The organism is Streptomyces sp. NPDC016677 (genome assembly GCF_055562815.1).
Map to the genome: position 1 here is coordinate 962,513 of NZ_JBVHEO010000002.1, position 22,892 is coordinate 985,404.

18 protein-coding genes and 2 pseudogenes are annotated in these 22,892 nt (G+C 73.5%); 14 read left to right on the forward strand and 6 right to left on the reverse strand.

What is annotated here, in order from left to right:
• Positions 1–5: 5 nt before the first annotated feature.
• Complete coding sequence (locus ACZ3IG_RS09595; protein ID WP_467430460.1) at positions 6–671, reverse strand: MmyB family transcriptional regulator; 666 nt, start codon at positions 669–671, stop codon at positions 6–8.
• Positions 672–902: 231 nt separating this feature from the next.
• On the opposite strand from ACZ3IG_RS09595, the gene ACZ3IG_RS09600 reads away from it, so the two are divergent.
• The 3 genes and pseudogenes from ACZ3IG_RS09600 (at position 903) to ACZ3IG_RS09610 (ending at position 2,528) form a co-directional block, all read left to right on the forward strand.
• Positions 903–1,559 carry a helix-turn-helix domain-containing protein gene (locus tag ACZ3IG_RS09600; RefSeq protein ID WP_467430463.1) on the forward strand — a complete coding sequence of 219 codons (657 nt, stop codon included), beginning with the start codon at positions 903–905 and terminating at the stop codon, positions 1,557–1,559.
• 32 nt (positions 1,560–1,591) lie between these two features.
• A pseudogene (locus ACZ3IG_RS09605) lies at positions 1,592–2,132 on the forward strand (toxin-antitoxin system, toxin component).
• A gap of 159 nt (positions 2,133–2,291) precedes the next feature.
• On the forward strand, positions 2,292–2,528 hold the full coding sequence (locus ACZ3IG_RS09610; protein ID WP_467430465.1) for a hypothetical protein: 237 nt from the start codon (positions 2,292–2,294) through the stop codon (positions 2,526–2,528).
• Positions 2,529–2,534: 6 nt separating this feature from the next.
• On the opposite strand, the gene ACZ3IG_RS09615 is transcribed toward ACZ3IG_RS09610, so the two are convergent.
• Both ACZ3IG_RS09615 and ACZ3IG_RS09620 read right to left on the reverse strand, forming a co-directional pair.
• A complete protein-coding gene (locus tag ACZ3IG_RS09615) occupies positions 2,535–3,218 on the reverse strand; it encodes a 4'-phosphopantetheinyl transferase family protein (protein WP_467430467.1) in 684 nt (227 codons plus the stop codon).
• On the reverse strand, positions 3,215–4,123 hold the full coding sequence (locus ACZ3IG_RS09620; RefSeq protein ID WP_467430468.1) for a metallophosphoesterase family protein: 909 nt from the start codon (positions 4,121–4,123) through the stop codon (positions 3,215–3,217). Before ACZ3IG_RS09620 ends, ACZ3IG_RS09615 begins: the two co-directional genes overlap by 4 nt.
• A 303-nt stretch (positions 4,124–4,426) precedes the next feature.
• Here ACZ3IG_RS09620 and ACZ3IG_RS09625 point away from each other — a divergent pair, with 303 nt between their 5' ends.
• The 3 genes from ACZ3IG_RS09625 (at position 4,427) to ACZ3IG_RS09635 (ending at position 9,280) form a co-directional block, all read left to right on the forward strand.
• On the forward strand, positions 4,427–5,587 hold the full coding sequence (locus ACZ3IG_RS09625) for an ATP-grasp domain-containing protein (RefSeq protein WP_467430470.1): 1,161 nt from the start codon (positions 4,427–4,429) through the stop codon (positions 5,585–5,587).
• A gap of 139 nt (positions 5,588–5,726) precedes the next feature.
• Complete coding sequence (locus ACZ3IG_RS09630; RefSeq protein WP_467430473.1) at positions 5,727–6,710, forward strand: STM4015 family protein; 984 nt, start codon at positions 5,727–5,729, stop codon at positions 6,708–6,710.
• A gap of 41 nt (positions 6,711–6,751) precedes the next feature.
• Positions 6,752–9,280 carry a wHTH domain-containing protein gene (locus ACZ3IG_RS09635; RefSeq protein ID WP_467430474.1) on the forward strand — a complete coding sequence of 843 codons (2,529 nt, stop codon included), beginning with the start codon at positions 6,752–6,754 and terminating at the stop codon, positions 9,278–9,280.
• A 32-nt stretch (positions 9,281–9,312) separates the two neighbouring features.
• On the opposite strand, the gene ACZ3IG_RS09640 is transcribed toward ACZ3IG_RS09635, so the two are convergent.
• A complete protein-coding gene (locus ACZ3IG_RS09640) occupies positions 9,313–10,191 on the reverse strand; it encodes a sulfotransferase family protein (RefSeq protein WP_467430477.1) in 879 nt (292 codons plus the stop codon).
• 173 nt (positions 10,192–10,364) lie between these two features.
• Positions 10,365–11,702: a 6-phospho-beta-glucosidase gene (locus tag ACZ3IG_RS09645; protein ID WP_467430479.1), complete on the reverse strand. Its 1,338-nt coding sequence runs from the start codon at positions 11,700–11,702 to the stop codon at positions 10,365–10,367.
• A gap of 203 nt (positions 11,703–11,905) precedes the next feature.
• Between ACZ3IG_RS09645 and ACZ3IG_RS09650 the strand changes: the two genes are divergently transcribed.
• The 3 genes from ACZ3IG_RS09650 to ACZ3IG_RS09660 all read left to right on the forward strand — a co-directional run bounded on the left by ACZ3IG_RS09650 (position 11,906) and on the right by ACZ3IG_RS09660 (position 15,430).
• Positions 11,906–12,697: an IclR family transcriptional regulator gene (locus tag ACZ3IG_RS09650; RefSeq protein ID WP_467430480.1), complete on the forward strand. Its 792-nt coding sequence runs from the start codon at positions 11,906–11,908 to the stop codon at positions 12,695–12,697.
• Between the two features lie 150 nt (positions 12,698–12,847).
• Positions 12,848–13,819 (forward strand): L,D-transpeptidase, encoded by a 972-nt coding sequence (locus ACZ3IG_RS09655; protein ID WP_467430483.1) that lies wholly within the window; start codon positions 12,848–12,850, stop codon positions 13,817–13,819.
• A 219-nt stretch (positions 13,820–14,038) separates the two neighbouring features.
• Positions 14,039–15,430, forward strand: a complete 1,392-nt coding sequence (locus ACZ3IG_RS09660; protein ID WP_467430485.1) for a glycoside hydrolase family 16 protein — start codon at positions 14,039–14,041, stop codon at positions 15,428–15,430.
• Positions 15,431–15,505: 75 nt separating this feature from the next.
• Here the strand turns inward: ACZ3IG_RS09660 and ACZ3IG_RS09665 are convergent, their stop codons facing one another.
• Entirely contained in the window at positions 15,506–16,435 is a 930-nt protein-coding gene (locus tag ACZ3IG_RS09665; protein WP_467430487.1) for a helix-turn-helix transcriptional regulator, read from the reverse strand.
• Between the two features lie 157 nt (positions 16,436–16,592).
• On the opposite strand from ACZ3IG_RS09665, the gene tkt reads away from it, so the two are divergent.
• The 5 genes and pseudogenes from tkt to ACZ3IG_RS09690 form a co-directional block, all read left to right on the forward strand.
• Complete coding sequence (gene tkt / locus ACZ3IG_RS09670; protein WP_467430489.1) at positions 16,593–18,668, forward strand: transketolase; 2,076 nt, start codon at positions 16,593–16,595, stop codon at positions 18,666–18,668.
• A 41-nt stretch (positions 18,669–18,709) separates the two neighbouring features.
• The gene (gene tal, locus ACZ3IG_RS09675; protein WP_467430492.1) at positions 18,710–19,867 is read left to right on the forward strand and encodes a transaldolase; all 1,158 of its coding nucleotides are present in this window, start codon (positions 18,710–18,712) and stop codon (positions 19,865–19,867) included.
• Entirely contained in the window at positions 19,864–21,615 is a 1,752-nt protein-coding gene (zwf, locus tag ACZ3IG_RS09680; RefSeq protein ID WP_467430494.1) for a glucose-6-phosphate dehydrogenase, read from the forward strand. The genes tal and zwf overlap by 4 nt, the downstream gene beginning before the upstream one ends.
• On the forward strand, positions 21,612–22,547 hold the full coding sequence (opcA, locus tag ACZ3IG_RS09685) for a glucose-6-phosphate dehydrogenase assembly protein OpcA (protein WP_467430495.1): 936 nt from the start codon (positions 21,612–21,614) through the stop codon (positions 22,545–22,547). The genes zwf and opcA overlap by 4 nt, the downstream gene beginning before the upstream one ends.
• Positions 22,540–22,892 (forward strand): annotated as a pseudogene (locus tag ACZ3IG_RS09690) (glucose-6-phosphate isomerase); the annotation flags it as partial. The gene opcA and the pseudogene ACZ3IG_RS09690, both read left to right, overlap by 8 nt.

Below are 22,892 nucleotides of genomic sequence, written 5' to 3' on the forward strand. Positions count from 1 at the left end.
GGCCGTCAGTCCGCGGCCGGGACCACCCGGAGGTGGGTGGCCCCGCTCCGGGTGCGGCGCTCGCGGGACGGGGTGCGCCGGGTCTCGCGCAGCACCAGGGTCAGCCGCCGGTAGCCCAGTTCCTCCAGCGAGCGGGAGGTCTCGACGACGACGCGGCACTCGGCGGCGGTCCGGCGGGCGTCGGGGTGGCGCAGCGGCCGTACGGTGCCGTCGTGCTCCACGGCCTCCTCGCCGACCGCGCGGATCCAGTGCGGCAGGCCCTGCCGGTAGGCGGCCTCCATGATCGGGTCCTGGGCGATGTCGCGGCGGATCGCCTGGAGCACGTGGTCGTGGCCGTGGCACTCGATGTCGGAGGCGAAGTGGGCCAGCATCGGCAGGCACCAGCGCGACTCGTGCTCGGCCTCACCGAGGACCGCGGGAGCGTCCGGGTGGAAGAGCACGTAACGGAGGAAGTTGTCGTCGGGCATCGCCGTCGGGTGCGGCCCGGCCTCGCGGAAAAGTGTCCGGAACGCGCCGTTGGCCAGGACCACGTCCCAGCGGTGGTCGACGACGAACGAGGGATGCGGGACGGCGTCCAGAAGCACGGCGTAGTCGTCCAGGTACGCCTGGGCCTCGGGAGTCACGGGGGCGGGCCGCGGTGCCGACCGCTGTCCGCCTGCCTGAAATGCCATCGGGAGGTCACCCCTCTTGCCTATGCGGCCTTCACGCGGCGCCCCGATCCTGCTGCTCGGACGCAAGGCATGTCAACTATCGTGGCATTTCATGACCGTTGACGGCCGAAATTGGCCACAGTTGTGGCGACGTCTGGATGTCAGTTCGAACGACGGCTACTCTCCGGGAAGTTCACGGCAACCGCTTGTGCGTGGCCTGTGGGTCCGGTGAGAGACGTAGGAGATCTGTCGGTGGCGGGTGACTTCGAGGGTCCGGGCACCACGCAGACGGCAGCACTGCCGTCCGTGCTCTCCCGCGTCGCCGCGCTCGCCGACCGGCTCGGCGTGCCGCACGCCGAGGTCTTCGACACCGGCCGGCTGTCCGCCGCCTCCGGGGTGCCCGAGTCCGTGGTCAAGGCCCTGCTGGGCGGCCGGGCTGCCGGGGAGCCCGATGTGCAGGCCCGGTTCATGCAACGCCTCGATCTGCTGCGGCGTACCCGGCTCAAGCCCAACGGACGCCGGTACACCCAGCAGGAGATCGCCGACGGCGCCGGGATGTCACGGCAGCAGGCGGGCGCCCTCATCAACGGCGACCGCCGGCCCACCATGGAGCACTGCGACGCCCTCCAGCGCTTCTTCCGGGTGCACGCCGGGTTCCTGACGGCGGAGGACCCGGAGGCACTGGCCGGTGCCCTGCAGCGCACCGAGCAGGAGCTGTTGCAGCAGCTCGCCGACCGGGAGCGGGCGGCGACCGAGGCGGCGGGCGACCCGCTGGAGCGGCTGTTACAGGACCACGGTGTGCGCGGGATCGCCTGGCGGGCCGCGCAGTTGCCCACCGACCAGCACCGGGACAAGGTCGCCGAGTGGCTGGACATGCTCCTGGAGAGCGTCAAGCGGCCCGAGTCGTGAGCCCGGGGGTGAGCTGGGGCACCGGGCGGGAGATGCGCCGCCTGTGCGGCCGGCTGGTGGCGGAGCTGACCCTGCCGGCGCCGGCGCGCCCGCCGACCTGTACGCGGAGCTGTGCGGGGCGGTGAGCCGGCGCCGGGGCCGTCCGGTGCTGTTCCTACGGCCGCGTTCCCGCCCGGGACGGCCGGCGGGCTGTGGCTCGACTCGGCCGACCGTGACCTGGTCGTCGTGGACGAACGCACCGCCCCCGAGCACCAGTTGGTCATCCTGGGCCACGAGCTGTGGCACATGCGGGCCGGGCACCGGGGACACCTCACCGAGGGCGCCGCGGTCGCCGTCCGGCTGCTGGACGCGGACATCGGCGACGACGCCCTGCGGGCCACCGTCCGCGCGGTCGCCGCCCGCTCCCGGTCCGACCTGGCCGACGAACGCGAGGCGGAGGCTCTCGGCCTGCTGCCGGCCGGCAAGCGCCGCAGCCGGCTGGCGGGTTCGTCGTCGCGGGGGCCGGTGCGGCGGGACCGTCGGGCGGGGCGGATCGAGGCGTCGTCGGGGTGTCCCGGGGGCTGCGCGGGCTGAGCGGCGGCCGGGGCGCGCGAGCACCACCGCACTCCCCGCCCCGTCCCGGCCCGCCCGCCGTGCGCCGCTCGCCCGGATTGTCAGTGGGGCGCGGCAAGCTGGTGGGGCGGCCGCCGCAGGGGGCGGCGCGCTCGACGTCGATGTGGGGAGAGCCGACCGATGACCACCACCGTGCCGACCGACCGGGAACGCGCCGCCGTCCAGGCATATCTGCGCCTGCTGCACACCGTACGGGCCGTTTTCGACACGGCCGCGGACGCGCCGGGCGCCCCGTCGCCCCCGGTCGTGCCGCCGGCCGTCCTCGCGGAGGCCGAACAGGCGCTGCGGGACGCGGGGCTGACCGGGAGCGAGGAGGCGTTCTTCCGGCTGCTGGCCGACTGGTGTTCCGAGCCCTGACGTCCGTCAGGCGGGCGGCGGTACGGTGACGGCGGTGACGAGCAGGCCGTCCCGGGCGGCCCAGCGGCCGTCGAAGCGGTCCAGCCGCCGCTCCCCCACCCGGGGCCCCGGCACCAGCAGCGCGGCTCGGAACGCGCCGCGGCCCTTGCCGCCGGGGTCCTCGGTGATCTCGATGTCGGCCTCGGAGAAGTCCAGCCACCTGCCGGTGAGGGGGAACCACGCCTTGTAGACGGACTCCTTGGCGCTGAACAGCAGCCGGTCCCAGTGCACATGGGGCCGCTCGGCGGCCAGCCGGTCCAGCCGCGCGGCCTCCGCGGGCAGCGCCACGGTGGACAGCACCCCCTCCGGGAGCGGACCGTCCGGTTCGGCGTCGATGCCGAGGGAGGCCAGGTCGGTGGCGTGGACCAGCGCGGCGGCGCAGTAGCCGTCGCAGTGGGTCATGCTGCCGACCAGACCGGAGGGCCAGCGCGGCGCGCCGCGTTCGCCGTTCAGGACGGGCTGGGGCGGCACACCGAGGCGGGTCATGGCCCGGCGGGCGCAGGAGCGTACGACGGTGAACTCCCGGCGGCGCTTGGGCACCGCGCGGGCCACGAGCGGCTCTTCCTCGGGCAGCAGCGGCGTGTGCCCGGCGGTGTCGTGGCCGTGCGCCTCCTCGGCGGCCACCGTCTCGGGGAGCACTTCCTCGATCACCGGAACCCGCCCTTCGTGCCCGTGCCGTCGCCGCCGTCCGTGCCGCCCTCACCGGTGTTCTCGTACGGCCGGATCAGCCGCAGCCGGCCGGGCGGTCCCGACCGTCTGCGCCACTCCCGGGGGTAGCCCACCGACACCTCCTCGAAGCGGACACCCTCGTGCCAGGTGGTGCGGGGGATGTGGAGGTGGCCGTAGACCATGGTGTCGACGCGGAAGCGGCGGTGCCAGTCGGCGGTCAGCCGGGTGCCGCACCACATGGCGAACTCGGGGTGCCACAGGACCTCGGTGGGGTGCCGGTCCAGCGGATAGTGGTTGACGAGGACGACGGGCAGGCCCTCCGGCAGCGCGGCCAGCCGTGCCTCGGTCGCGGCGACCCGGGCCCGGCACCAGGCCTCGCGGCTCGGGTAGGGGTCGGGGTGCAGCAGGTACTCGTCGGCGCAGACGATGCCGGTGCCGTGCGCGTAGGCCAGCCCCTCGGTCTTGGTGGCGCAGCCGTCGGGCAGGAAGGAGTAGTCGTAGAGGAGGAAGAGCGGGGCGACGGCCACCGGGCCGCCCGGTCCGTCCCAGACCGGGTAGGGGTCCTCGGGCGTCGTCACGCCGAGTCCGCGGCAGACCTCGACGAGGTGCTCGTAGCGCTCGGTGCCGCGCAGGGTGACGGAGTCCTTGGGGTGGGTCCACAGTTCGTGGTTGCCGGGGGCCCAGACGACGCGGCGGAAGCGGCCGGCGAGTGTGCCGAGCGCCCAGCGGATGTCCTCGACGGTCTCCGCGACGTCACCGGCGACCAGCAGCCAGTCGTCGTCCGAGGCGGGGCGCATGGCCTCGACCAGGGCCCGGTTCTCCTCGTACCCGATGTGCAGGTCGCTGACGGCCCACAGCTGTCCGGCGCCACCGGCCGTCGACGTCACCTCTCGCCCCCTCCGTACGCTCCGGCGCCGCACGCCCGCCCCCGCGGACCCGGCCGGTCGCCCCCACGAGATCACACGGCGGGCCGGGACGACAAGACCGACCGGCCCGGCCGCGCGCTCGTGGCACGGCCGCCGCCGATCCTTAACACGCGCGTTGCACGGGGCCGCCCCCGAACCCCTATGATCGCCCCAACACCACCGCCCCTGCCTCCCCCCTCACGCGGAGCGGCTCGGTGTCCCTTTTCTCCCTTGGCCGGGCACGGCCGGCTGTGCCCTGCCCGCTTACCGTGGAAGGCGGCCTGCATGGTCTCTCGCGTACGCGTCTGGCTCAACCGCACGTACGCGGAGAACGTGTTCTTCATGGATCAGCTGCGGAGAAATCCCGGCGACCGGGCCGTCGAGATCCACGCCACGCACGGCGACCCCGACTCCCCCGTCCTGGCCGCCGCCGACACCGCCGAACTGGAGCCGGAGAACCTGTCCCCGGCGGCGTACGCGGAGTTCGCGCTGGACCAGTGCCGGCGGCGCGGCATCGACGTGTTCGTGCCCCGGCTGCACCAGAGCGCGATCGTGGCGCACCGCGCCGAGTTCGAGGCGGCCGGTACGGCGCTGCTCGCCCCGCCGCCCCAGGCGGTGGCCGTCTTCCGGGACAAGGTGATCGGCTACGAGGCGGCCCAGGCGGTCGGCGTGCCGGTGCCGCCCTGGTGGCGGGTGCGGACGGCCGACGAACTGGTCGCGGCGGTGGAGGAGCTGGAGGAGCAGGGGCACCGGGCGTGCTTCAAGCCGGCCTCCGGTGCGGGCGGGGTGGGCTTCCGGGTGATCACCCGCAGCCCCTTCTCCCTGGTGCACCTGAGCGGTTTCCCGTCCCCGTACGTGCCGCTGGACCTGGCGGTGGCGGCGGTGCGGGCGGCGGACGAGCCGGTCGACTGGCTGGTGATGCCGCGTCTGGCGGAGCCGGAGGTGTCGGTGGACTGCCTCACCGGCACCGACAACCGGGTGCGCATGGCGGTGGGCCGCACCAAGAACGGCCGCCGCCGCGGGTTCACGCTCGACGAACGCTGGCTGGAGCCCGCGCGGCGGGTCGCGGAGGGCTTCGGGCTGCACCACCTGTCCAACATCCAGTTCCGGATGTACGGCGAGCGTCCGGTGCTGATGGACGTCAACACCCGTCCGGCGGGCGGGCTGCACCAGCTGTCGCTGTGCGGCATCAACGCGCCGTGGGCCGCGGTGCGGCTCGCGCTCGGTGACGACCCGGGCGAGATCGTGCCGCCGTTCCTGGGCCAGGACTACACGGTGGTGTCCGGGCCGCGCCCGCTGCTGCCGGTGCCGCTGCCGCAGCACCGGACGGACCCCGCGCCGCTGCCCGCGCCCGCCGTACCGTCCCCGCCCCGCCCGGCGCAGTCCGTGGCGGCCCCGGCCCCGGCGGCGGGCCAGGTCACCGGGGTGTCGGGGCTGCCCGGGTAGGGGGCGCCGTACTCCGGGTGGCGGGCGCCGTGGCCGGAGGTGGCGGGGGTGCCCGGGGCCGGAGGTGACAGGTTGTCAGTGGGCGCTGCTAGAACACTGGGTGCCCTGACCGATGACCCACCACCTCCGAGGAATCACCATGGAACTCCCTGCCGACGTGCCCCGGCACCCGCGCGACGCCAGCCATCTGGACCGTTTCCACGGGCTCCCGGTGTTCGAGTTTCCCCAGGCGGGGGACGCCCGGCCGCTGCCGCTGCCCGAGGACCCCTCGTCGGTCGCCTGGTGCCTGCGGACCGGAGAGGGGGCCGACGACGAGGACACCGACGCCTACTGGAACCGGTTCCTCGCGACCGTGCCGTTGGGCGAGATACGCGCGCTGGTGGTCGGCGGCCCGTGGTACGGGTTCGAGGGGCCGGGCATGCCCGAGGAGGTCGTCGCGCTGAGCGACCGGCTGACCGGTCTGGAGGCCCTGTTCCTCGGTGACGTGGAGATGGAGGAGTCCGAGGTCTCCTGGATCGAGCAGTCCGACCTCTCCCCCGTCCTGGAGGCCTACCCCCGCCTGCGGGAACTCGGCGTGCGGGGCGGCAACGGCCTGGAGTTCCCCACCCTCCGGCACGAGGGGCTGCGCACGCTGCGCTTCGAGAGCGGCGGACTGCCCGGCCAGGTGGTGCGCGACGTCGCCGCCAGCGACCTGCCCGGCCTCGACCTCCTGGAGATGTGGCTGGGCGTCGAGGACTACGGCGGTGACACGACCGTGGCGGACCTGTTGCCGCTGCTGACCGGCGACCGGCTGCCCGCGCTGCGCCACCTGGGGCTGCAGAACAGCCTGTTGCAGGACGACATCGCCGCCGCGGTGGCCCAGGCGCCGGTCGTGGCCCGGCTGGAGTCGCTCCGGCTCTCCATGGGCGCCCTCGGCGACGAGGGCGCCGAGGCACTGCTGCGCGGCCAGCCGCTCACCCATCTGCGCTACCTCGACCTGCACCACCACTACCTCAGCGACGCCATGATGCTGCGCGTGTGGGACGCACTGGAGCCGGCGGGCGTGCGAGTGGACCTGTCCGGCCAGCAGGAGGAGGACGACTGGGACGACGAGCCCGTCCGTTACACGGCCGTCGCCGAGTGACACCCGCCGCGTCCTCGCCCACCCACCGCAGAAAGGCCCCCATGCCGAAGACCCCGCTCCCCGACGACCCCGCCTCGCGTGCCCTGGTCAGCGCCGACCTGACCGGCGAGGCCCCCTGGCTGGACCCGGACCGGCCGGTGCCGGCGCACCATGTCGTGCGCGCGGCGGGGCAACGGCGCCTGGACCACGCCGACGTGGCCGCCCGGCTCACCGGACTGGGGTACCGGGTGCCGCCGCCCGAGCTGCTCGCCTCACTCAGCGACGACGACGCCAAGCTGCTCACCCGTGACCTCGACGGCCGCCCGCCCTGGCTGACGACGGCGGACTTCCCGTACCTGCGGGCCCATGTCCTGCGGGCCGCCCGCGGACTGAGGCGCCCGCCCGCCGAACTGGCGGACCGCTTGGCCGTGCTCGGCCTGGTCCTGCCGGGTTCCGACCGGCTCCCGGAGACGGTGGACGACGACGACCTGAAGCTGATCAGCCCACGGCTGAGCGGGCGGCCCTGGCTCCGTGAGGAGGACGCGCCCCGGCTGCGGTCCCTCGCGATCCTCGCCGCCGTCCAGCTGAAGCGGCCGCCCGGCGAACTCGCCGACCGCCTCGCCGAACTGGGCTACCGGCCGCCCTCCCCCGACACCTTCCCCGACCGGGTCGAGGACGACGACCGGCATCTGGTGCTCAAGAAGTCCGGCTTCCTGCTGGCCGACACCGAACCCGTGCCGCTCGGCCATGCCCTGCGGGTGCTGCCCAGCCTGCGGCACCGCACGGACGCGCCGAGGACCCCGCAGGAGTCGGCCGCCGCGGTGGCCGCGCTGGGCGAGCGGTTCACCGCCCTCGGCTTCCGCGTCGAACCCGGCCTGGCGGAGACCGGCCCCGACGACCTGGTCCTGGTCAGTGAGGGACTGGACGGCCAGGCTCCCTGGCTCGACGCCGGACAGCCGGTGCCGCTGCACCACGTCCTGCGCTTCGCCCAGGCACACGGCCGGGCTCCGCACGAGGTCCTCGCCCGGCTCCGCGACCTGGGCCACCGGCGGCTGCCCGACGCCCCGCCGGCCGGCTCGGTGACCGCCGAGGACCTCGACCTGATCGAGGGCGTCTGGCAGGGGCGCACCACCCGGCCCGGGCAGCACGGCCCCGACCTGCTGCCCCACCTCCTCGTCGTCTGCGTCGGCACCGGACGGGCCCCCGCCGAGGCCGCCGACCGGCTCCGCCGGCTCGGCTACGCGCTGCCCGCGCGGGGCGTCCCCGCCGAGGCGCGGGAGAGCGACCTGCGGCTGATCAGCCCGCCGGTGTCCGACGCCGCCGCGCCCTGGATCTCCTGGGCCGAGCCCGTGCCGGTCGGGCACGTGCTGTACCGCGCGCACTCCGAGGGCATGAACGTGGCGGCCGTGGTGACCCGGCTGCGGGAGCTGGGCCACCACCGGGTGCCCGAGCTGCCCGACCGGGTCCTCACCGACGACGACCTCCGGCTCATCACCGATCAGGGGGAGGGCGGTCCGGCCCCGCTGGCGGACACGGTGCCCTACGGACGGGTCGTGCGGGCCGCCGAGGAGGCGGGCACCGGCGTCCTGGAGGCCGCCGAGCGGTATCGGGAGCTGGGCTACACCGACGTCGTCCTGCCGGACGACCCGCCGGCCGGGCCGGTCGGTGCCGGCACCGCCGCGCTGGTCAGGACCGACACCGGCTGGCTGGACCCGGACGCGCTCGTGCCACTCCGGCACATCCTCAGACGGGCGCAGGCCACGGGCACCGGCCCGGCCGAGATCGGGCGCCGGCTGCGGGCCCTGGGCTACCGGCACCTGCCCGGCGCGCTGCCGGAGGAGCCCCGCCCCGACGACCTGAAGATCATCAGCCAGTACGGCCTGGGCAAGGAGTTCCTCGACCCCGGCCGGCCCGTGGACCGGGCCCACCCCCGCGACGTCGCCCACCAGTTGGGGATCAGCGCCTACGAGGTCGCGTCCCGGCTGGTCGCCCTGGGTCACCGCCTGCCGTTCGTCCCGCTGCCCGAGGACGCCCTGATCCTCAGTCAGAACGCGGACGGCGACGCCCCCTGGGTGCGCCCCGGCGACGCCGGTCTCGGTCACGTCCTGCGCGCCGCGCAGGTACTCGGCCGTACCCCGGCCGAGATCGACGAACGGCTCAGGGAGTACGCCTTCGCCCAGCACACCCTGCCGGAACTCGACGGCTTCGACGACCTGGACGTCCTCGTGCTCAGTCAGGGGCTCGACGGGCGGGCGCCCTGGCTGCCCTGGGGGAGGACACCGGCGGTGGAGCACGTGCTGCGCGCGGCGCGGGCCACGGGCCACTCCCCCGCCTCGGTCGCCGAGCGGCTGACCCGCCTCGGCCACGCCGTCGAGCTGCCGGTCACGGCCGACGCCGACGACCTGGAGGTGGCCCTGGCGCTCCCGAAGCCCCACGGACCGCTGAAGCTGGAGGAGGTGCTGACCGTCGCCGGCAGGCTGGGCCTGAGCCCCGCCGAGACGGCCCGCCGCCTGACCGCCCTGGGCGTCGGGACACCGGATGTCACCTACCCGGACCGGCGCCCGGCCCCGACCCGGCCACGCCGTCCCTGACGCACGCGTGAGGGGGTACCGGCAGCGGGCGGTCAGTCCCGGTACCCCCAGGCCCGTGCCAGGTCCCGCAGCCGGGGCGGCAGGTCGGTGCCGGGGGCGGCGGAGCGGGCGGCGCGGATGCGGCCGGACTTGAGGGTCTCGGACCAGTCGCCGAGCTGGGGCCGGAAGTCGCCGTGGTCCTTGCTGCCGTAGTCGAGCATGCCGGGCTCCCAGGGGACGCCGAGGTACGCGCAGATGCCCCGGGTGACCCGTTCCGGCTCGGCGGTGAGGTCCTCGTACGTGATCACGTGGGCGGCGGGGTCGTGCCGCGCCTCCTCCAGCTTCTCCGCGTACCCCAGGACCTCGGCGCGGATGGCGGTGTGGTCCGGGTCGCTGCGGCGGGCGGTCAGGGAGGCCACGACCGCGCCCGGGTGGCGCAGCAGGACGATCCGGCGGGCCTTGGGCCAGCACCGGTACAGCCGGGGCAGGACGTGGACGTTGGCCGGGGTCTTGTCGACGATGAGGTCCTTGCCGCTGCGGACCAGTTCGAGGTGGAGCACCCGGTCCCACAGGACGTGCTCCAACTCCTCCCGGTCGAGTTCCAGCGCCCGCATGGCCTTGGGGGTGAACGGCCGGGAGAGCTGGACGCGCAGGGTGCGCAGATGCATCTCGTGCGGGGCGCGGATGCGGCTGTGGCTGTTCAGCAGGACCCGCAGCAGGGTCGACCCGGAGCGCACCGAGGACAGGACGAACACCGGGGAATCCACCAGGCGCGGCGCGGGCGGGGCGGTGTACCCGCCGCGGTCGTCCGCCGCCGTACGGGGCGCGGGCACCGCGTCGAGGCCCCGGCGCGGCGGGCTGACGGCCTGGGCCATCAGCCTCCCCCGGCGCTTCAGTCCCTTGCCGATCGCGGACAGTCGCGGGTCTCGCACCGTGCCACCTCTCTCTTCGTCGTACTGGCCGCATCCCAGGGGCGGCAGGCGAACCAGAGGTGTACGGCAGGCGACACACCGGGGTCGGTTTTCGCCGGGCAGCACGGCTGACCAGGGGCTTCGCGCGTTCCTTAATTCTTCATGGGAACGTTACGACCGGAGTACGGTCCCGCCTACCGGAGATAGGCGAGGCCGGGGTGGACGGCGGTGTAGCCGTCGACGAGGCGGTGCGCCACTCTCACGGAGTCGACGAGCGGGTGCAGCGCGAAGGCCGTCACGGCACGGGCGCGGGAGCCGGACTCGGCCGCCGCGAGGATCTCGCGTTCGACGGCCTTGACCGAGCAGACCAGGCCGGTGGCGTGGTCCGGCAGGGGTGCGGCGGCCAGGGGATGCGCGCCGCTCGCGTCGACCAGGCAGGGCACCTCGATGACGGCGTCGGCGTCGAGAGCGGCGAGCGTGGAGCCGTTGCGGACGTTGAGGATCAGGGTGGTGCGCTCGCCGCGGGCGACGGCCCGCATCAGGGCGAGGGCGACCTTCTCGTAGCCGCCGGAGAGGTCCTCGGCCTCGCGTTCGCCGGCGCCGGCCGCCTCCCGGTTCTCGGCCATGTAGGTGGCCTCGCGCTCGGCGCGGGTGCGTTCCCACAGGTCCAGGGCGCGGACGCCGGGGTCGCGGGCCTCGGCGTAGAACCCGGCCTGCTGGTCGCGCAGGAAGGCGCCGCGGGTGCGCTCGGCCTGCTGGTAGGCGTGTACGGCCTCCCGGTTGAAGTAGTAGTAGTGCAGGTACTCGTTGGGGACGGCGCCGAGCGAGCGGAGCCAGTCGGGGCCGAAGAGACGTCCCTCCTCGAAGGAGCCGAGCAGGGCGGGGTCGGCGAGCAGCCGGGGCAGTTCGTCGCGGCCGGCGACGCGCAGCGCGCGCACCCAGCCGAGGTGGTTGAGGCCGACGTAGTCGACGAACGCCTCGCGCGGGTCGGCGCCGAGCACCCGGGCGATACGGCGGCCGAGGCCGACCGGCGAGTCGCAGATGCCGATGACGCGGTCGCCGAGGTACCGGGACATCGCCTCGGTGACCAGTCCGGCGGGGTTGGTGAAGTTGATGACCCAGGCGTCGGGGGCGCGGCGGGCCACCCGGCGGGCGATGTCGACGGCGACCGGGACGGTCCGCAGGCCGTAGGCGATGCCGCCCGCGCCGACCGTCTCCTGGCCGAGGACTCCCTCGGCGAGCGCGACCCGTTCGTCGTCCGCGCGGCCCGCCAGGCCGCCGACCCGGATCGCGGAGAAGACGAAGCCGGCGCCGGTGAGCGCCTCGTCCAGGTCGGTGGTGGCCGTGACGCGGGGCGCGTCGGGGACGCCCGCGGCCTGTTCGGCCAGCACCCGGGTCACGGCGGTCAGCCGGTCCGCGTCGAGGTCGTGCAGCACCACCTCGCTCACCCGCCGCTCGCCGCGGTCCCCGAGCAGTGCCCCGTACACCAGCGGCACCCGGAATCCGCCGCCGCCCAGAATCGTCAGCCTCACGCCCGCGTCCTTCCCGCACCGGCCGGCCCGCCGCCGGCCCCCGCTGCCGCCGATCATGGCACGCGGGCCGGCCGGCGGGCGGGGCACCGGCGCATTGACCGGGGTGCGTCCGGTGCCTACCTTCACCGGCAACCGCCGCGCGCCCGGTGCGCGACCGCACCGGGGCCGGTACCGGCCCCCCTCCCGGAAAGAGGCCCGGCGCCATGACAGCCCGTTCCGTTACCGGCTCCCCCGTCTCCGGCCGCTCCGCGACCGACCGGCTGCTGTCGGTGCTCGCCGCCTTCGACCACGAGCACGCCGCGCTGTGCCTCACGGACATCAGCCGCCGGGCCGGGCTCACCCTGACCACCGCGCACCGGCTGGTGGGCGCCCTCACGGCCTGGGGCGCCCTGGAGCGCGACGGGTCGGGCCGCTACCACGTGGGGCTGCGGCTGTGGGAGGTGGCCGCGCTCGCGCCGCGCGGCCTGGGACTGCGGCAGATCGCCCTGCCCCATCTGGAGGATCTGTACGAGGCGACGCACGAGAACGTGCAGCTCGCGGTGCGGGACGGCGGCGAGGTGGTCTACGTCGAGTGGCTGTCGGGGCGGTCGGCGGTCGGCGTGCACATCCGGGTGGGCGGCCGCTGGCCGCTGCACGCCACGGGCGTCGGCCTCGCCCTGCTGGCGCACGGGACACCCGAGGTCCAGGAGGAGTACTGCGCGGGCCCGCTGGCCGCCTTCACCCCGTACACCGTCACCGACCCGGTCCGGTTGCGCAGGGTGCTGGCGGAGGTGCGGCGCACGGGGGTGGCGGTCAGTGACCGGCAGGTCACCGAGGACGCGCTGTCGGTGGCCGCCCCGGTGCGCGGGCCGGACGGCACGGTGACGGCGGCCGTCTCGGTCGTCGTCCCGCACGACGCCGCCCGCGTCCCGGCGCTGTCACCGGCGGTACGGCTCGCGGCGCGGGGGATCTCCCGGGGGCTGGGGTGGCGGCCGGGCGGGCCGTCCGGCCCCTGACGGGGACCGGGCGCGCGGGCCGGGGGCCTGTTCCCGTCTGCCACATTTCTCACAGCCGCCCCAGGGGACGAACAGCGCCGCACAGCTCCGACCCAGCTATAAGGTGCAGACTGCACCCGATCCCCGCCCAACCCCCGAAAGGCCCGTCCCGTGAGCAGCCACCCCATATCCGACCAGCAGGACGCCCAACCGGGACGGTGGTCGCGGCGCGGGGTGCTCGCCGTGCTCGGCGCCGTGCCGGTAGCGGCGGCGCTGGCGGGCGCGGGCACCGGCACCGCGCGGGCCGCCGAGGGGACCACCCCGGCGAGCGGCACCGCCGAGGCCCGCTCCCTCACCGCGACCGTGACCCCCGAGGCGGGCGGCACCTACGGCGTCGGCATGCCGGTGTCGGTCACCTTCTCGCACGCGGTGACCCGCAAGGCGGCGGTGGAGTCGGCAATCACGGTGAGCGCCGACTCCGGGGTCGAGGTGGTCGGCCACTGGTTCGGCGACACCCGGCTGGACTTCCGGCCGAAGGAGTACTGGGCGAAGGACACCACCGTCACCGTCGGCCTCCGGCTGGCCGGCGTACGCGCCGCCGACAACCTGTACGGCACCCAGACGGAGAACTTCACGTTCCGCATCGGCCGGTCCCAGATCAGCACCGTCGATCTGAAGTCCGAGAAGATGACGGTCGTCCGGGACGGCGAGAAGACCGCCGCCTACCCCGTCACCGGCGGCGACTCCGAGCACACCACCTGGGCCGGGATCATGGTGATCAGCGAGCGGCTGAAGGAGACCCGGATGCGGTCCTCGACGGTCGGGCTCGGCGACGAGTACGACATCGCGGACGTGCCGCACGCCCAGCGGCTGACCACCTCCGGCACCTTCATCCACGGCAATTACTGGACCGCCGCCTCCGCCTTCGGCCACACCAACGGCACCCACGGCTGCATCGGCCTGCACGACGCCAAGGGCGGGGCGGACGAGGACACGGCGGGGTACGAGTTCTACGACGGTTCGCTGCTGGGGGACGTGGTGATCGTGAAGAACTCGGGCGACAAGACCGTCGACCCGGCCAACGGGCTCAACGGCTGGAACCTGTCCTGGAAGAAGTGGAAAGCGGGCAGCGCACTGAGCTGACCGCCCGCCGGCGCGCGGGGAGGACGGCACGGTCCGAAGGGCGCTTTTCGTGCCCTTCGGGTGCTGAACTCCCCCAGGGGGCAAGGACTTTCTCGGCTTCACCTCTTGACGGCCGGGGGCCCGGGGAGCACATTGGCCGCACTCTGAGAGCGCTCTCAGAACGCGCTTGCGGAGTCGCAGTGCCCCGCATCCTCCCACCCCGTACCGAGAGGCACCCCCATGCGCGAACCCTCCGGCACCCCGCACAGACGTCGTCCCCTGCGGCGCGCGCTCGTCGCCGCCCTCGGGGCGCTCGGGCTGGCCGTGGCCGGCGCCACCCTCGCCGCCCCGTCCGCGAACGCCTCCGCGCCCACGCCCCCGTCCGGCTGGACCCAGCTCTTCCTGGACGACTTCGACGGTGCCGCCGGCTCCGGCGTCGACACGTCCGACTGGCAGTACGCGACCGGTACGTCCTACCCGGGCGGCGCCGCCAACTGGGGCACCGGCGAGGTCGAGACGATGACGTCCAGCACCAGCAACGTCTCCCTCGACGGCAGCGGCAACCTGCGCATCACCCCGCTGCGCGACGCCGCCGGCAAGTGGACCTCGGGCCGCATCGAGACCAACCGCACCGACTTCCAGCCCCCGGCCGGCGGCAAGCTGAGCGTCGAGTCGCGCATCCAGATGCCGAACGTGACCGGTGCCGCGGCCAAGGGCTACTGGCCCGCCTTCTGGATGCTGGGGGCGCCGTTCCGGGGCAACTACTGGAACTGGCCGAGCGTGGGCGAGCTGGACATCATGGAGAACGTCCAGGGCCTCAACACCGTCTGGTCGACCATGCACTGCGGGACCAACCCGGGCGGCCCCTGCAACGAGACCACCGGCATCGGCGGTTCGACCGCCTGTCCGGGCTCCACCTGCCAGTCCGGGTTCCACACCTACCGCATGGAGTGGGACCGCTCGACCAGCGTCGAGCAGATCCGCTTCTACGTCGACGGCGTCAACTACCACACCGTGCGCGCCGACCAGATGGACGCCACCACCTGGTCCAACGCCACGAACCACGGCTTCTTCATCATCCTCAACGTGGCGATGGGCGGCGGCTTCCCGGGCGCCTTCGGCGGCGGCCCGGACAGCGGCACCGTCCCCGGCCACCCGATGCTGGTCGACTACGTCCAGGTGCTGTCGTCCGGCGGGGGCTCCACCACGCCGCCCACGAACCGGGACGCCTACTCCGCGATCCAGGCCGAGTCCCACGACGCCCAGTCCGGCACCATCACGGAGACCACCACCGACTCGGGCGGCGGGCAGAACATCGGCGCCCTGGCCAACGGCGACTGGGCGCAGTTCAAGGGCGTGAAGTTCGGCTCCAGCGCCGCCACGCAGTTCAACGCGCGGGTGGCGAGCGGGGCGGGGGCCGGCGTCAGCGGGCTGGTGGAGGTCCGCCTGGACAGCCGTACCGCCACGCCCGTCGGCAGTTTCGCGGTGGGCGGCACGGGCGGCTGGCAGTCGTGGCGGACGATCCCGGCGAACATCTCCTCGGTGACCGGCACCCACGACGTGTACCTGACGTTCACCAGCGGCCAGCCGGCCGACTTCGTCAACGTGAACTGGTTCAGCTTCGGGCACTGAGCACCCCACCCCAGAACACGGGCACCCCACCCGAGAAGGGGGCCGCGCGGCACCGCGCGGCCCCCTTCGCCGTGCTCAGCTCAGCTCCGCCCGGAACGCCGCCGGCGTCAGGTCCGTGTGCTGGTGGAAGAACTTGGAGAAGTTCGCGGCGTCGGGGAAGCCGACGGCCGCGCCGACGCGGCCGATCGGCATGTCGGTGTGGGCGAGGAGCCGTTTGGCCTCCAGGACGACGCGTTTGTCGATGAACGCCTTGGGCGTCTCCCCGGTCGCGGCGCGCACCGCGCGGACCAGGGTGCGGCGGGAGTAGCCGAGCGCGTCGGCGTAGGCGCTGACGCTGTGGTTGGTGGCGAAGCCGCGCTCCACCGCGTCCCGGAACAGGGTGAACGTGGTGCCGTCCTGCTGGGTGCGCGCCGCCTCGGCCGAGCTGGCCGCGAGGTGCGCGAGGCGCAGCAGGAAGGCGGTGAGCGTGTGCCGCAGCACCGCCGTGTGCAGGCTCAGCGGCAGGGTGGTGGCGTCCTCGTACTCGCGCCGCAGCTGCTCCAGGGAGGCCGTCAGGGCGTCGTACCGGGCCGGGTCGGGGTGCAGCAGGGGCGGCAGGTCGTAGCGGTAGAGGCCGGTGGCCTCGACGGTGGCGCGGGGCAGGAAGCCGGGCTGCATGGTCAGCGCGGTTCCGCGGTACTCGCTGATCCGCGAGAAGCGGTGGACCTGTCCGGGGCGGATCCACAGCAGGTCGCCGGCGGTCGCCTCGTACTCGGTGAAGTCGATCATGTGGCGGACCGGGCCGCCGGTGAAGAGCATCACGACGTGGAAGTCGATGCGGTGCACGCGGTGCAGCGGGGCCTGCGCGTGCCAGGCACGGCCGGTGCCCATCGGGCCGACCTGCATGCCGACGCCGAGGAGGCTGAGATCGACCGGGAAGGGGAACGTCTTGATCCCGTCGCCGCCGCCGCCGACAGCGTGTCCGCCCCCGTCGCCACCGGCATCTTTGTGCTGTTCGTCCGCCATGTCCTTCTCGTACCGTCCCCTCGCGCGCACGAGTGCCCGAGGCGTGTCCCAGTTTCACCACAGGCTGGCACACGATGACCTTCATTCCAAAAAGTCAGACTTTTAAGTTTGAACACGTCAGACCAGTCACTCCGCTCCAATCGAGGATTTCTTGAAGATGAGCACGCACACAGCGGACCGCTTCGAATGGACCGAACTCGACCGGCGTGCCGTCGACACCGCCCGCGTTCTCGCGGCCGATGCCGTGCAGAAGGTCGGGAACGGGCACCCGGGGACGGCGATGGCCCTCGCCCCGGCCGCCTACACGATCTTTCAGAAGGTGATGCGTCACGATCCCGCCGATCCCGAGTGGACCGGCCGTGACCGCTTCGTCCTCTCCCCCGGACACACCTCGCTGACCCTCTACACACAGCTCTACCTCGCCGGGTACGAGCTGGAGCTGGACGACCTGAAGGCGTTCCGGACGCAGGGGTCGAAGACGCCCGGCCACCCCGAGTACGGCCACACCGCCGGCGTCGAGACCACCACCGGGCCGCTGGGCCAGGGCGTGGCCAACGCGGTGGGCATGGCGATGGCCGCCCGCTACGAGCGCGGCCTGTTCGACCCCGGGGCCCCGTCCGGCGAGTCCCCCTTCGACCACACGATCTGGGCGATCGTCTCCGACGGCGACCTCCAGGAGGGCGTCTCCGCCGAGGCGTCGTCGCTGGCCGGCCACCAGAAGCTCGGCAACCTGGTCTTCCTCTACGACGACAACCACATCTCCATCGAGGGCGACACCGCCACCGCCTTCTCCGAGGACGTGCTCAAGCGGTACGAGGCGTACGGCTGGCACACCCAGCGCGTCGAGCCCGCCGAGAACGGCGACGTCGACGTGGACGCCCTGTACGCGGCGCTCACCGCCGCCAAGGCGGAGACCGGCCGTCCCTCCATCATCGCCATGCGCACGATCATCGCCTGGCCCGCGCCGAACGCCCAGAACACCGAGGCGTCGCACGGCTCGGCGCTCGGCGCCGACGAGGTCGCCGCCACCAAGCGCGTCCTCGGCTTCGACCCGGAGCGGTCCTTCGAGGTCGCGGACGAGGTCCTCGCCCACACCCGGAAGGCGCTGGACCGGGGTGCCGAGGCGCACGCCGCCTGGGACAAGCGGATCGACAAGTGGCGCGGCGCCCAGCCGGAGCGCGCGGCGCTGTTCGACCGCGTGGTGGCCGGCCGGCTCCCCGAGGGCTGGCAGGACGCGCTGCCGGTGTTCGAGCCGGGCCAGGCGGTCGCCACCCGGGCCGCCTCCGGCAAGGTGCTCCAGGCGCTCGGCCCGGTGCTGCCCGAGCTGTGGGGCGGCTCCGCCGACCTCGCCGGTTCCAACAACACCACCATCGACAAGACCTCGTCCTTCCTCCCCGAGGGCAACCCGCTGCCCGAGGCCGACCCGTACGGCCGTACCGTCCACTTCGGCATCCGCGAGTTCTCGATGGCGGCCGAGATGAACGGCATCGCGCTGCACGGCAACACCCGGATCTACGGCGGCACCTTCCTGACCTTCTCCGACTACATGCGCAACGCCGTGCGCATGTCGGCGCTGATGCAGCTGCCGGTGACGTACGTGTGGACGCACGACTCCGTCGGCCTCGGCGAGGACGGCCCGACCCACCAGCCGGTCGAGCACCTCGCCTCGCTGCGCGCCATCCCCGGCCTGCACGTGGTCCGCCCGGCCGACGCCAACGAGACGGCCACCGCCTGGGCGGAGATCCTGCGCCGCCACTCCACCGCCCCCGCCCCGCACGGCCTCGCCCTCAGCCGCCAGGGCCTGCCCACGTACGAGGCGGACCCGGACGCGGCCAAGGGCGGCTACGTCCTGCGGGACGCCTCCACCGGGACCCCGGAGGTGATCCTGATCGCCACCGGCTCCGAGGTCCAGGTCGCCGTCGCGGCACGGGAGCTGCTGGAGGCCGAGGGGACCCCCACCCGGGTGGTGTCGATGCCGTCCGTGGAGTGGTTCGACGAGCAGCCGCGGACGTACCGCGAGAGCGTGCTGCCGCCGGCCGTGAAGGCCCGGGTGGCCGTGGAGGCCGGGATCGCCCTGACCTGGTACCGCTTCGTCGGCGACGCGGGACGCATCGTCTCGCTGGAGCACTACGGCGCCTCCGCCGACGCCAAGACCCTGTTCACCGAGTACGGCTTCACCGCCGAGAACGTCGCCGCCGCGGCCCGGGAGTCCCTCGCCGCCGCCCGCGCCTGACCGCGACGTTCGTGCTTGATCGCAACGCCAGAAAGAAGATGATGATCACTGTGACCGAAGCAACCGGGACCCCGAAGGCGCTGAAGCGCCTGGCCGACGAGGGTGTCTCCGTCTGGCTGGACGACCTGTCCCGCACCCGGATCGAGTCGGGCGACCTGGCCCGGCTGGTCGCCACCGGCGGTGTCGTCGGCGTCACCACCAACCCGTCCATCTTCCAGGCGGCCATCGGCTCCGGCGCCGGCTACGAGGAGCAGCTCGCCGACCTCGCGGTGCGCGGCGTGACCGTGGACGAGGCGGTGCGGATGATGACCACCGCCGACGTCCGCGCCGCCGCCGACGTGCTGCGCCCGGTGTACGAGGCGACCGGCGGCCGGGACGGCCGGGTCTCCATCGAGGTCGACCCGCGCCTCGCCCACGACACGGCGGCGACGATCGCCGAGGCCCGCCAGCTGTTCTGGCTGGTGGACCGCCCCAACGTCATGATCAAGATCCCGGCTACCAAGGCCGGTCTCCCGGCGATCACCGAGGTCATCGGCGCCGGCATCAGCGTCAACGTCACGCTGATCTTCTCCCTGGAGCGCTACCGCGAGGTCATGGACGCCTACCTCGCCGGCCTGGAGCGGGCGCGGGCCGCCGGCCACGACCTGGCCACGGTCCACTCCGTCGCCTCCTTCTTCGTCTCCCGCGTCGACAGCGAGATCGACAAGCGGCTGACCGTGCTGGGCACGGACGAGGCCCTCGCCCTGAAGGGCAGGGCGGCCCTGGCCAACGCGCGGCTGGCCTACGAGGCGTACGAGGAGGTCTTCGCCGGCGACCGCTTCACCGCCCTGGCGGGGACCGGCGCCCACCGGCAGCGCCCCCTGTGGGCGTCCACCGGGGTGAAGGATCCGGCATACCGGGACACCCTGTACGTGGAGGAGCTGGTCGCTCCCGGCACCGTGAACACCATGCCGGAGGCCACTCTGGAGGCCACCGCCGACCACGGTGACGTCCAGGGCGACACGGTCACCGGCGGCTACGCCCAGGCGAGGGCCGACCTCGCCGCCGTGGAGCGGCTCGGCATCTCGTACGACGAGGTGGTGGAGCAGCTGGAGCGCGAGGGCGTGACCAAGTTCGAGGCGGCCTGGCAGGACCTGCTCGACGCCGTGACGAAGTCCCTCGACAGCAAGGTCGACGACAAGGGAGTTGACGGGGAATGAGCAAGAAGCTTCCCGACCCGGACGCGGGCGAGACCAAGGCGACGAAGGAGGCCAAGGAGGTCCGGGACGCCCAGGAGGCGGCGGGCGTCGCGGACGCCGTGTCCCCCGCCGAGACCCCGGCGCAGCAGCGGGAGCGGACCCTGAAGCAGATCCAGGAGCAGCAGACCCCGCAACAGGGACCGGAGCGCACCCGCGGGCGGAAGGCTTCGGCGCAGGTCCCGGTCCACGACTGGAGCAACCCCCTGCGTGACCCGCAGGACCGTCGGCTGCCCCGTATCGCGGGCCCGTCCGGCCTGGTCATCTTCGGTGTCACCGGCGACCTGTCCCGCAAGAAGCTGATGCCGGCCGTCTACGACCTGGCCAACCGCGGCCTGCTGCCGCCGGGCTTCTCCCTGGTGGGCTTCGCCCGCCGGGACTGGGAGGACCAGGACTTCGCCGAGGTCGTGCACCAGGCCGTCAAGGAGCACGCCCGGACCGAGTTCCGCGAGGAGGTCTGGCAGCAGCTCTCCGAGGGCATGCGGTTCATCCCCGGCGACTTCGACGACGACAACGCCTTCGAGGAGCTGCGCAAGGCCGTCGGCGAACTGGACGCCTCGCGCGGCACCAGCGGCAACTACGCCTTCTACCTCTCGGTGCCGCCGAAGTTCTTCCCCAAGGTCGTCCAGCAGCTGAAGAAGCACGGCCTGGCGGACGCCCCGGAGGGCTCCTGGCGCCGCGCCGTCATCGAGAAACCGTTCGGGCACGACCTGCGGAGCGCGCAGGAGCTGAACGCCCTAGTGCACGACGTGTTCGAGCCGGACCAGGTCTTCCGCATCGACCACTACCTGGGCAAGGAGACCGTCCAGAACATCCTGGCGCTGCGCTTCGCCAACCAGATGTACGAGCCGATCTGGAACCGGTCCTACGTCGACCACGTGCAGATCACCATGGCCGAGGACATCGGCATCGGCGGCCGGGCCGGCTACTACGACGGCATCGGCGCCGCCCGTGACGTCATCCAGAACCACCTGCTCCAGCTGATGGCCCTGACCGCGATGGAGGAGCCCGCCTCCTTCGACGCGGCGTCGCTGCTCACCGAGAAGCTGAAGGTGTTCCGGGCCGTGCGGCTCCCGGACGACCTGGGCGAGCACACCGTGCGCGGCCAGTACGCGAGCGGCTGGCAGGGCGGCGAGCAGGTGCGCGGCTACCTGGAGGAGGACGGCATCGACCCGGCCTCCACCACCGACACCTACGCCGCGATGAAGCTGGCGATCGACAACCGCCGCTGGGCGGGCGTCCCCTTCTACCTGCGCACCGGCAAGCGGCTCGGCCGCCGGGTCACGGAGATCGCGGTCGTCTTCCAGCGCGCCCCGCACTCCCCCTTCGACCAGACGGCCACCGAGGAACTCGGCGCCAACGCGATCGTCATCCGCGTCCAGCCGGACGAGGGCATGACGGTCCGCTTCGGTTCCAAGGTGCCGGGCACGTCGATGGAGATCCGGGACGTGTCGATGGACTTCGCCTACGGCGAGTCCTTCACCGAGTCCAGCCCCGAGGCGTACGAACGCCTGATCCTGGACGTCCTCCTGGGTGACGCCAACCTGTTCCCGCGTCACCAGGAGGTGGAAGAGTCCTGGCGGATCCTCGACCCGGTCGAGGAGTACTGGGCCACCCACGGCAAGCCCGCCCAGTACGCCTCGGGCAGCTGGGGCCCCGGGGAAGCCGACGAGATGCTCGCACGAGACGGACGGAGCTGGCGCAGGCCATGAGGATCGACCTGACCGACACCACGGCAAGCAAGGTCAACAAGGCGCTGGTCCAGGGCCGCCGGGCCATCGGCACCCCGGCCGTGGGCATGGTCCTGACGATGGTGATCGTCACGGACGAGGAGAACGCCTACGACTCGATCAAGGCGGCCGAGGAGGCCTCGCACGAGCACCCCTCGCGCACCCTGGTCGTCATCAAGCGGCACACCCGCAACCCGCGCGAGCGCACCAAGTCCCACCTCGACGCCGAGGTGCGGGTCGGCTCCGAGGCCGGCACCGGCGAGACCGTCGTGCTGCGCATGTACGGCGAGGTGTCGCAGCACGCCGACTCCGTCGTGCTGCCCCTGCTGCTGCCGGACGCCCCGGTCGTCGTGTGGTGGCCGGTGGACGCCCCGGACAACCCGTCCAAGGACCCCCTGGGCGCGCTCGCCCAGCGCCGGATCACCGACCTGTACGCGGTCGAGAACCCGATGGAGACCCTCCGCAAGCGGGTCCGCACCTACGCCCCCGGCGACACCGACCTGGCCTGGACCCGGCTGACGCTGTGGCGGTCGATGCTGGCCGCCGCCCTGGACCAGGCGCGGATGAAGGTGACGTCGGCGGCCGTGGAGGCCGAGGCGGACAACCCGGCCGCCGAACTGCTGGCCCGCTGGCTGGAGGCCCGCCTCGGCGTCGCGGCCGACCGGGTGGTCAGCGACGGCCCGGCCGTCACGACCGTCCGCCTGGGCACCGCGGCCGGCGAGATCGTCATCGACCGGCCCGAGGGCCCCGTCGCCACGCTGACCCTGCCCGACCAGCCGCCGCGCACGCTGGCCCTGAAGGTCCGCTCCACCTCCGAACTGATCGCCGAGGAGCTCAGGCGCCTCGACGCGGACGAGATGTACGCCATCGCCCTGCGCGGCGAGGGCACCGAGGAGACCCCTGTCCATGTCTGACTCCCCCGAGCTCACCCGCCGTCCCGAGTGGACGGCCCTGGAGGACCACCGCGCCGAGGCGCTGCTCCGTCCGGACCTGCGTGAGCTGTTCGCCGCCGACCCCTCGCGCGCCGAGCGGTACGTCGTACGCGTGGGTGACCTGCGCATCGACTACTCCAAGCACCTGATCACCGACGAGACCCTCGCCCTGCTGCGGGAGCTGGCCGCCGCCACCGATGTCTTCGGCCTCCGGGACGCCATGTTCCGCGGCGAGAAGATCAACGTCACCGAGGACCGCGCGGTGCTGCACACCGCGCTGCGCGCCCCCGCGGACGCCACGGTCCAGGTCGACGGGGAGAACGTCGT

What these genes read in the sequence shown, in the direction of transcription:
- ACZ3IG_RS09625 (WP_467430470.1), top strand. Translation starts at nt 4,427, where the DNA reads ATGGTCTCTCGCGTACGCGTCTGGCTCAACCGCACGTACGCGGAGAAC.
- ACZ3IG_RS09635 (WP_467430474.1), top strand. Translation starts at nt 6,752, where the DNA reads ATGCCGAAGACCCCGCTCCCCGACGACCCCGCCTCGCGTGCCCTGGTC.
- opcA (WP_467430495.1), top strand. Translation starts at nt 21,612, where the DNA reads ATGAGGATCGACCTGACCGACACCACGGCAAGCAAGGTCAACAAGGCG.
- ACZ3IG_RS09665 (WP_467430487.1), bottom strand. Translation starts at nt 16,435, where the DNA reads ATGGCGGACGAACAGCACAAAGATGCCGGTGGCGACGGGGGCGGACAC.
- ACZ3IG_RS09660 (WP_467430485.1), top strand. Translation starts at nt 14,039, where the DNA reads ATGCGCGAACCCTCCGGCACCCCGCACAGACGTCGTCCCCTGCGGCGC.
- ACZ3IG_RS09595 (WP_467430460.1), bottom strand. Translation starts at nt 671, where the DNA reads ATGGCATTTCAGGCAGGCGGACAGCGGTCGGCACCGCGGCCCGCCCCC.
- ACZ3IG_RS09650 (WP_467430480.1), top strand. Translation starts at nt 11,906, where the DNA reads ATGACAGCCCGTTCCGTTACCGGCTCCCCCGTCTCCGGCCGCTCCGCG.
- ACZ3IG_RS09610 (WP_467430465.1), top strand. Translation starts at nt 2,292, where the DNA reads ATGACCACCACCGTGCCGACCGACCGGGAACGCGCCGCCGTCCAGGCA.
- tal (WP_467430492.1), top strand. Translation starts at nt 18,710, where the DNA reads ATGATCACTGTGACCGAAGCAACCGGGACCCCGAAGGCGCTGAAGCGC.
- zwf (WP_467430494.1), top strand. Translation starts at nt 19,864, where the DNA reads ATGAGCAAGAAGCTTCCCGACCCGGACGCGGGCGAGACCAAGGCGACG.
- tkt (WP_467430489.1), top strand. Translation starts at nt 16,593, where the DNA reads ATGAGCACGCACACAGCGGACCGCTTCGAATGGACCGAACTCGACCGG.
- ACZ3IG_RS09630 (WP_467430473.1), top strand. Translation starts at nt 5,727, where the DNA reads ATGGAACTCCCTGCCGACGTGCCCCGGCACCCGCGCGACGCCAGCCAT.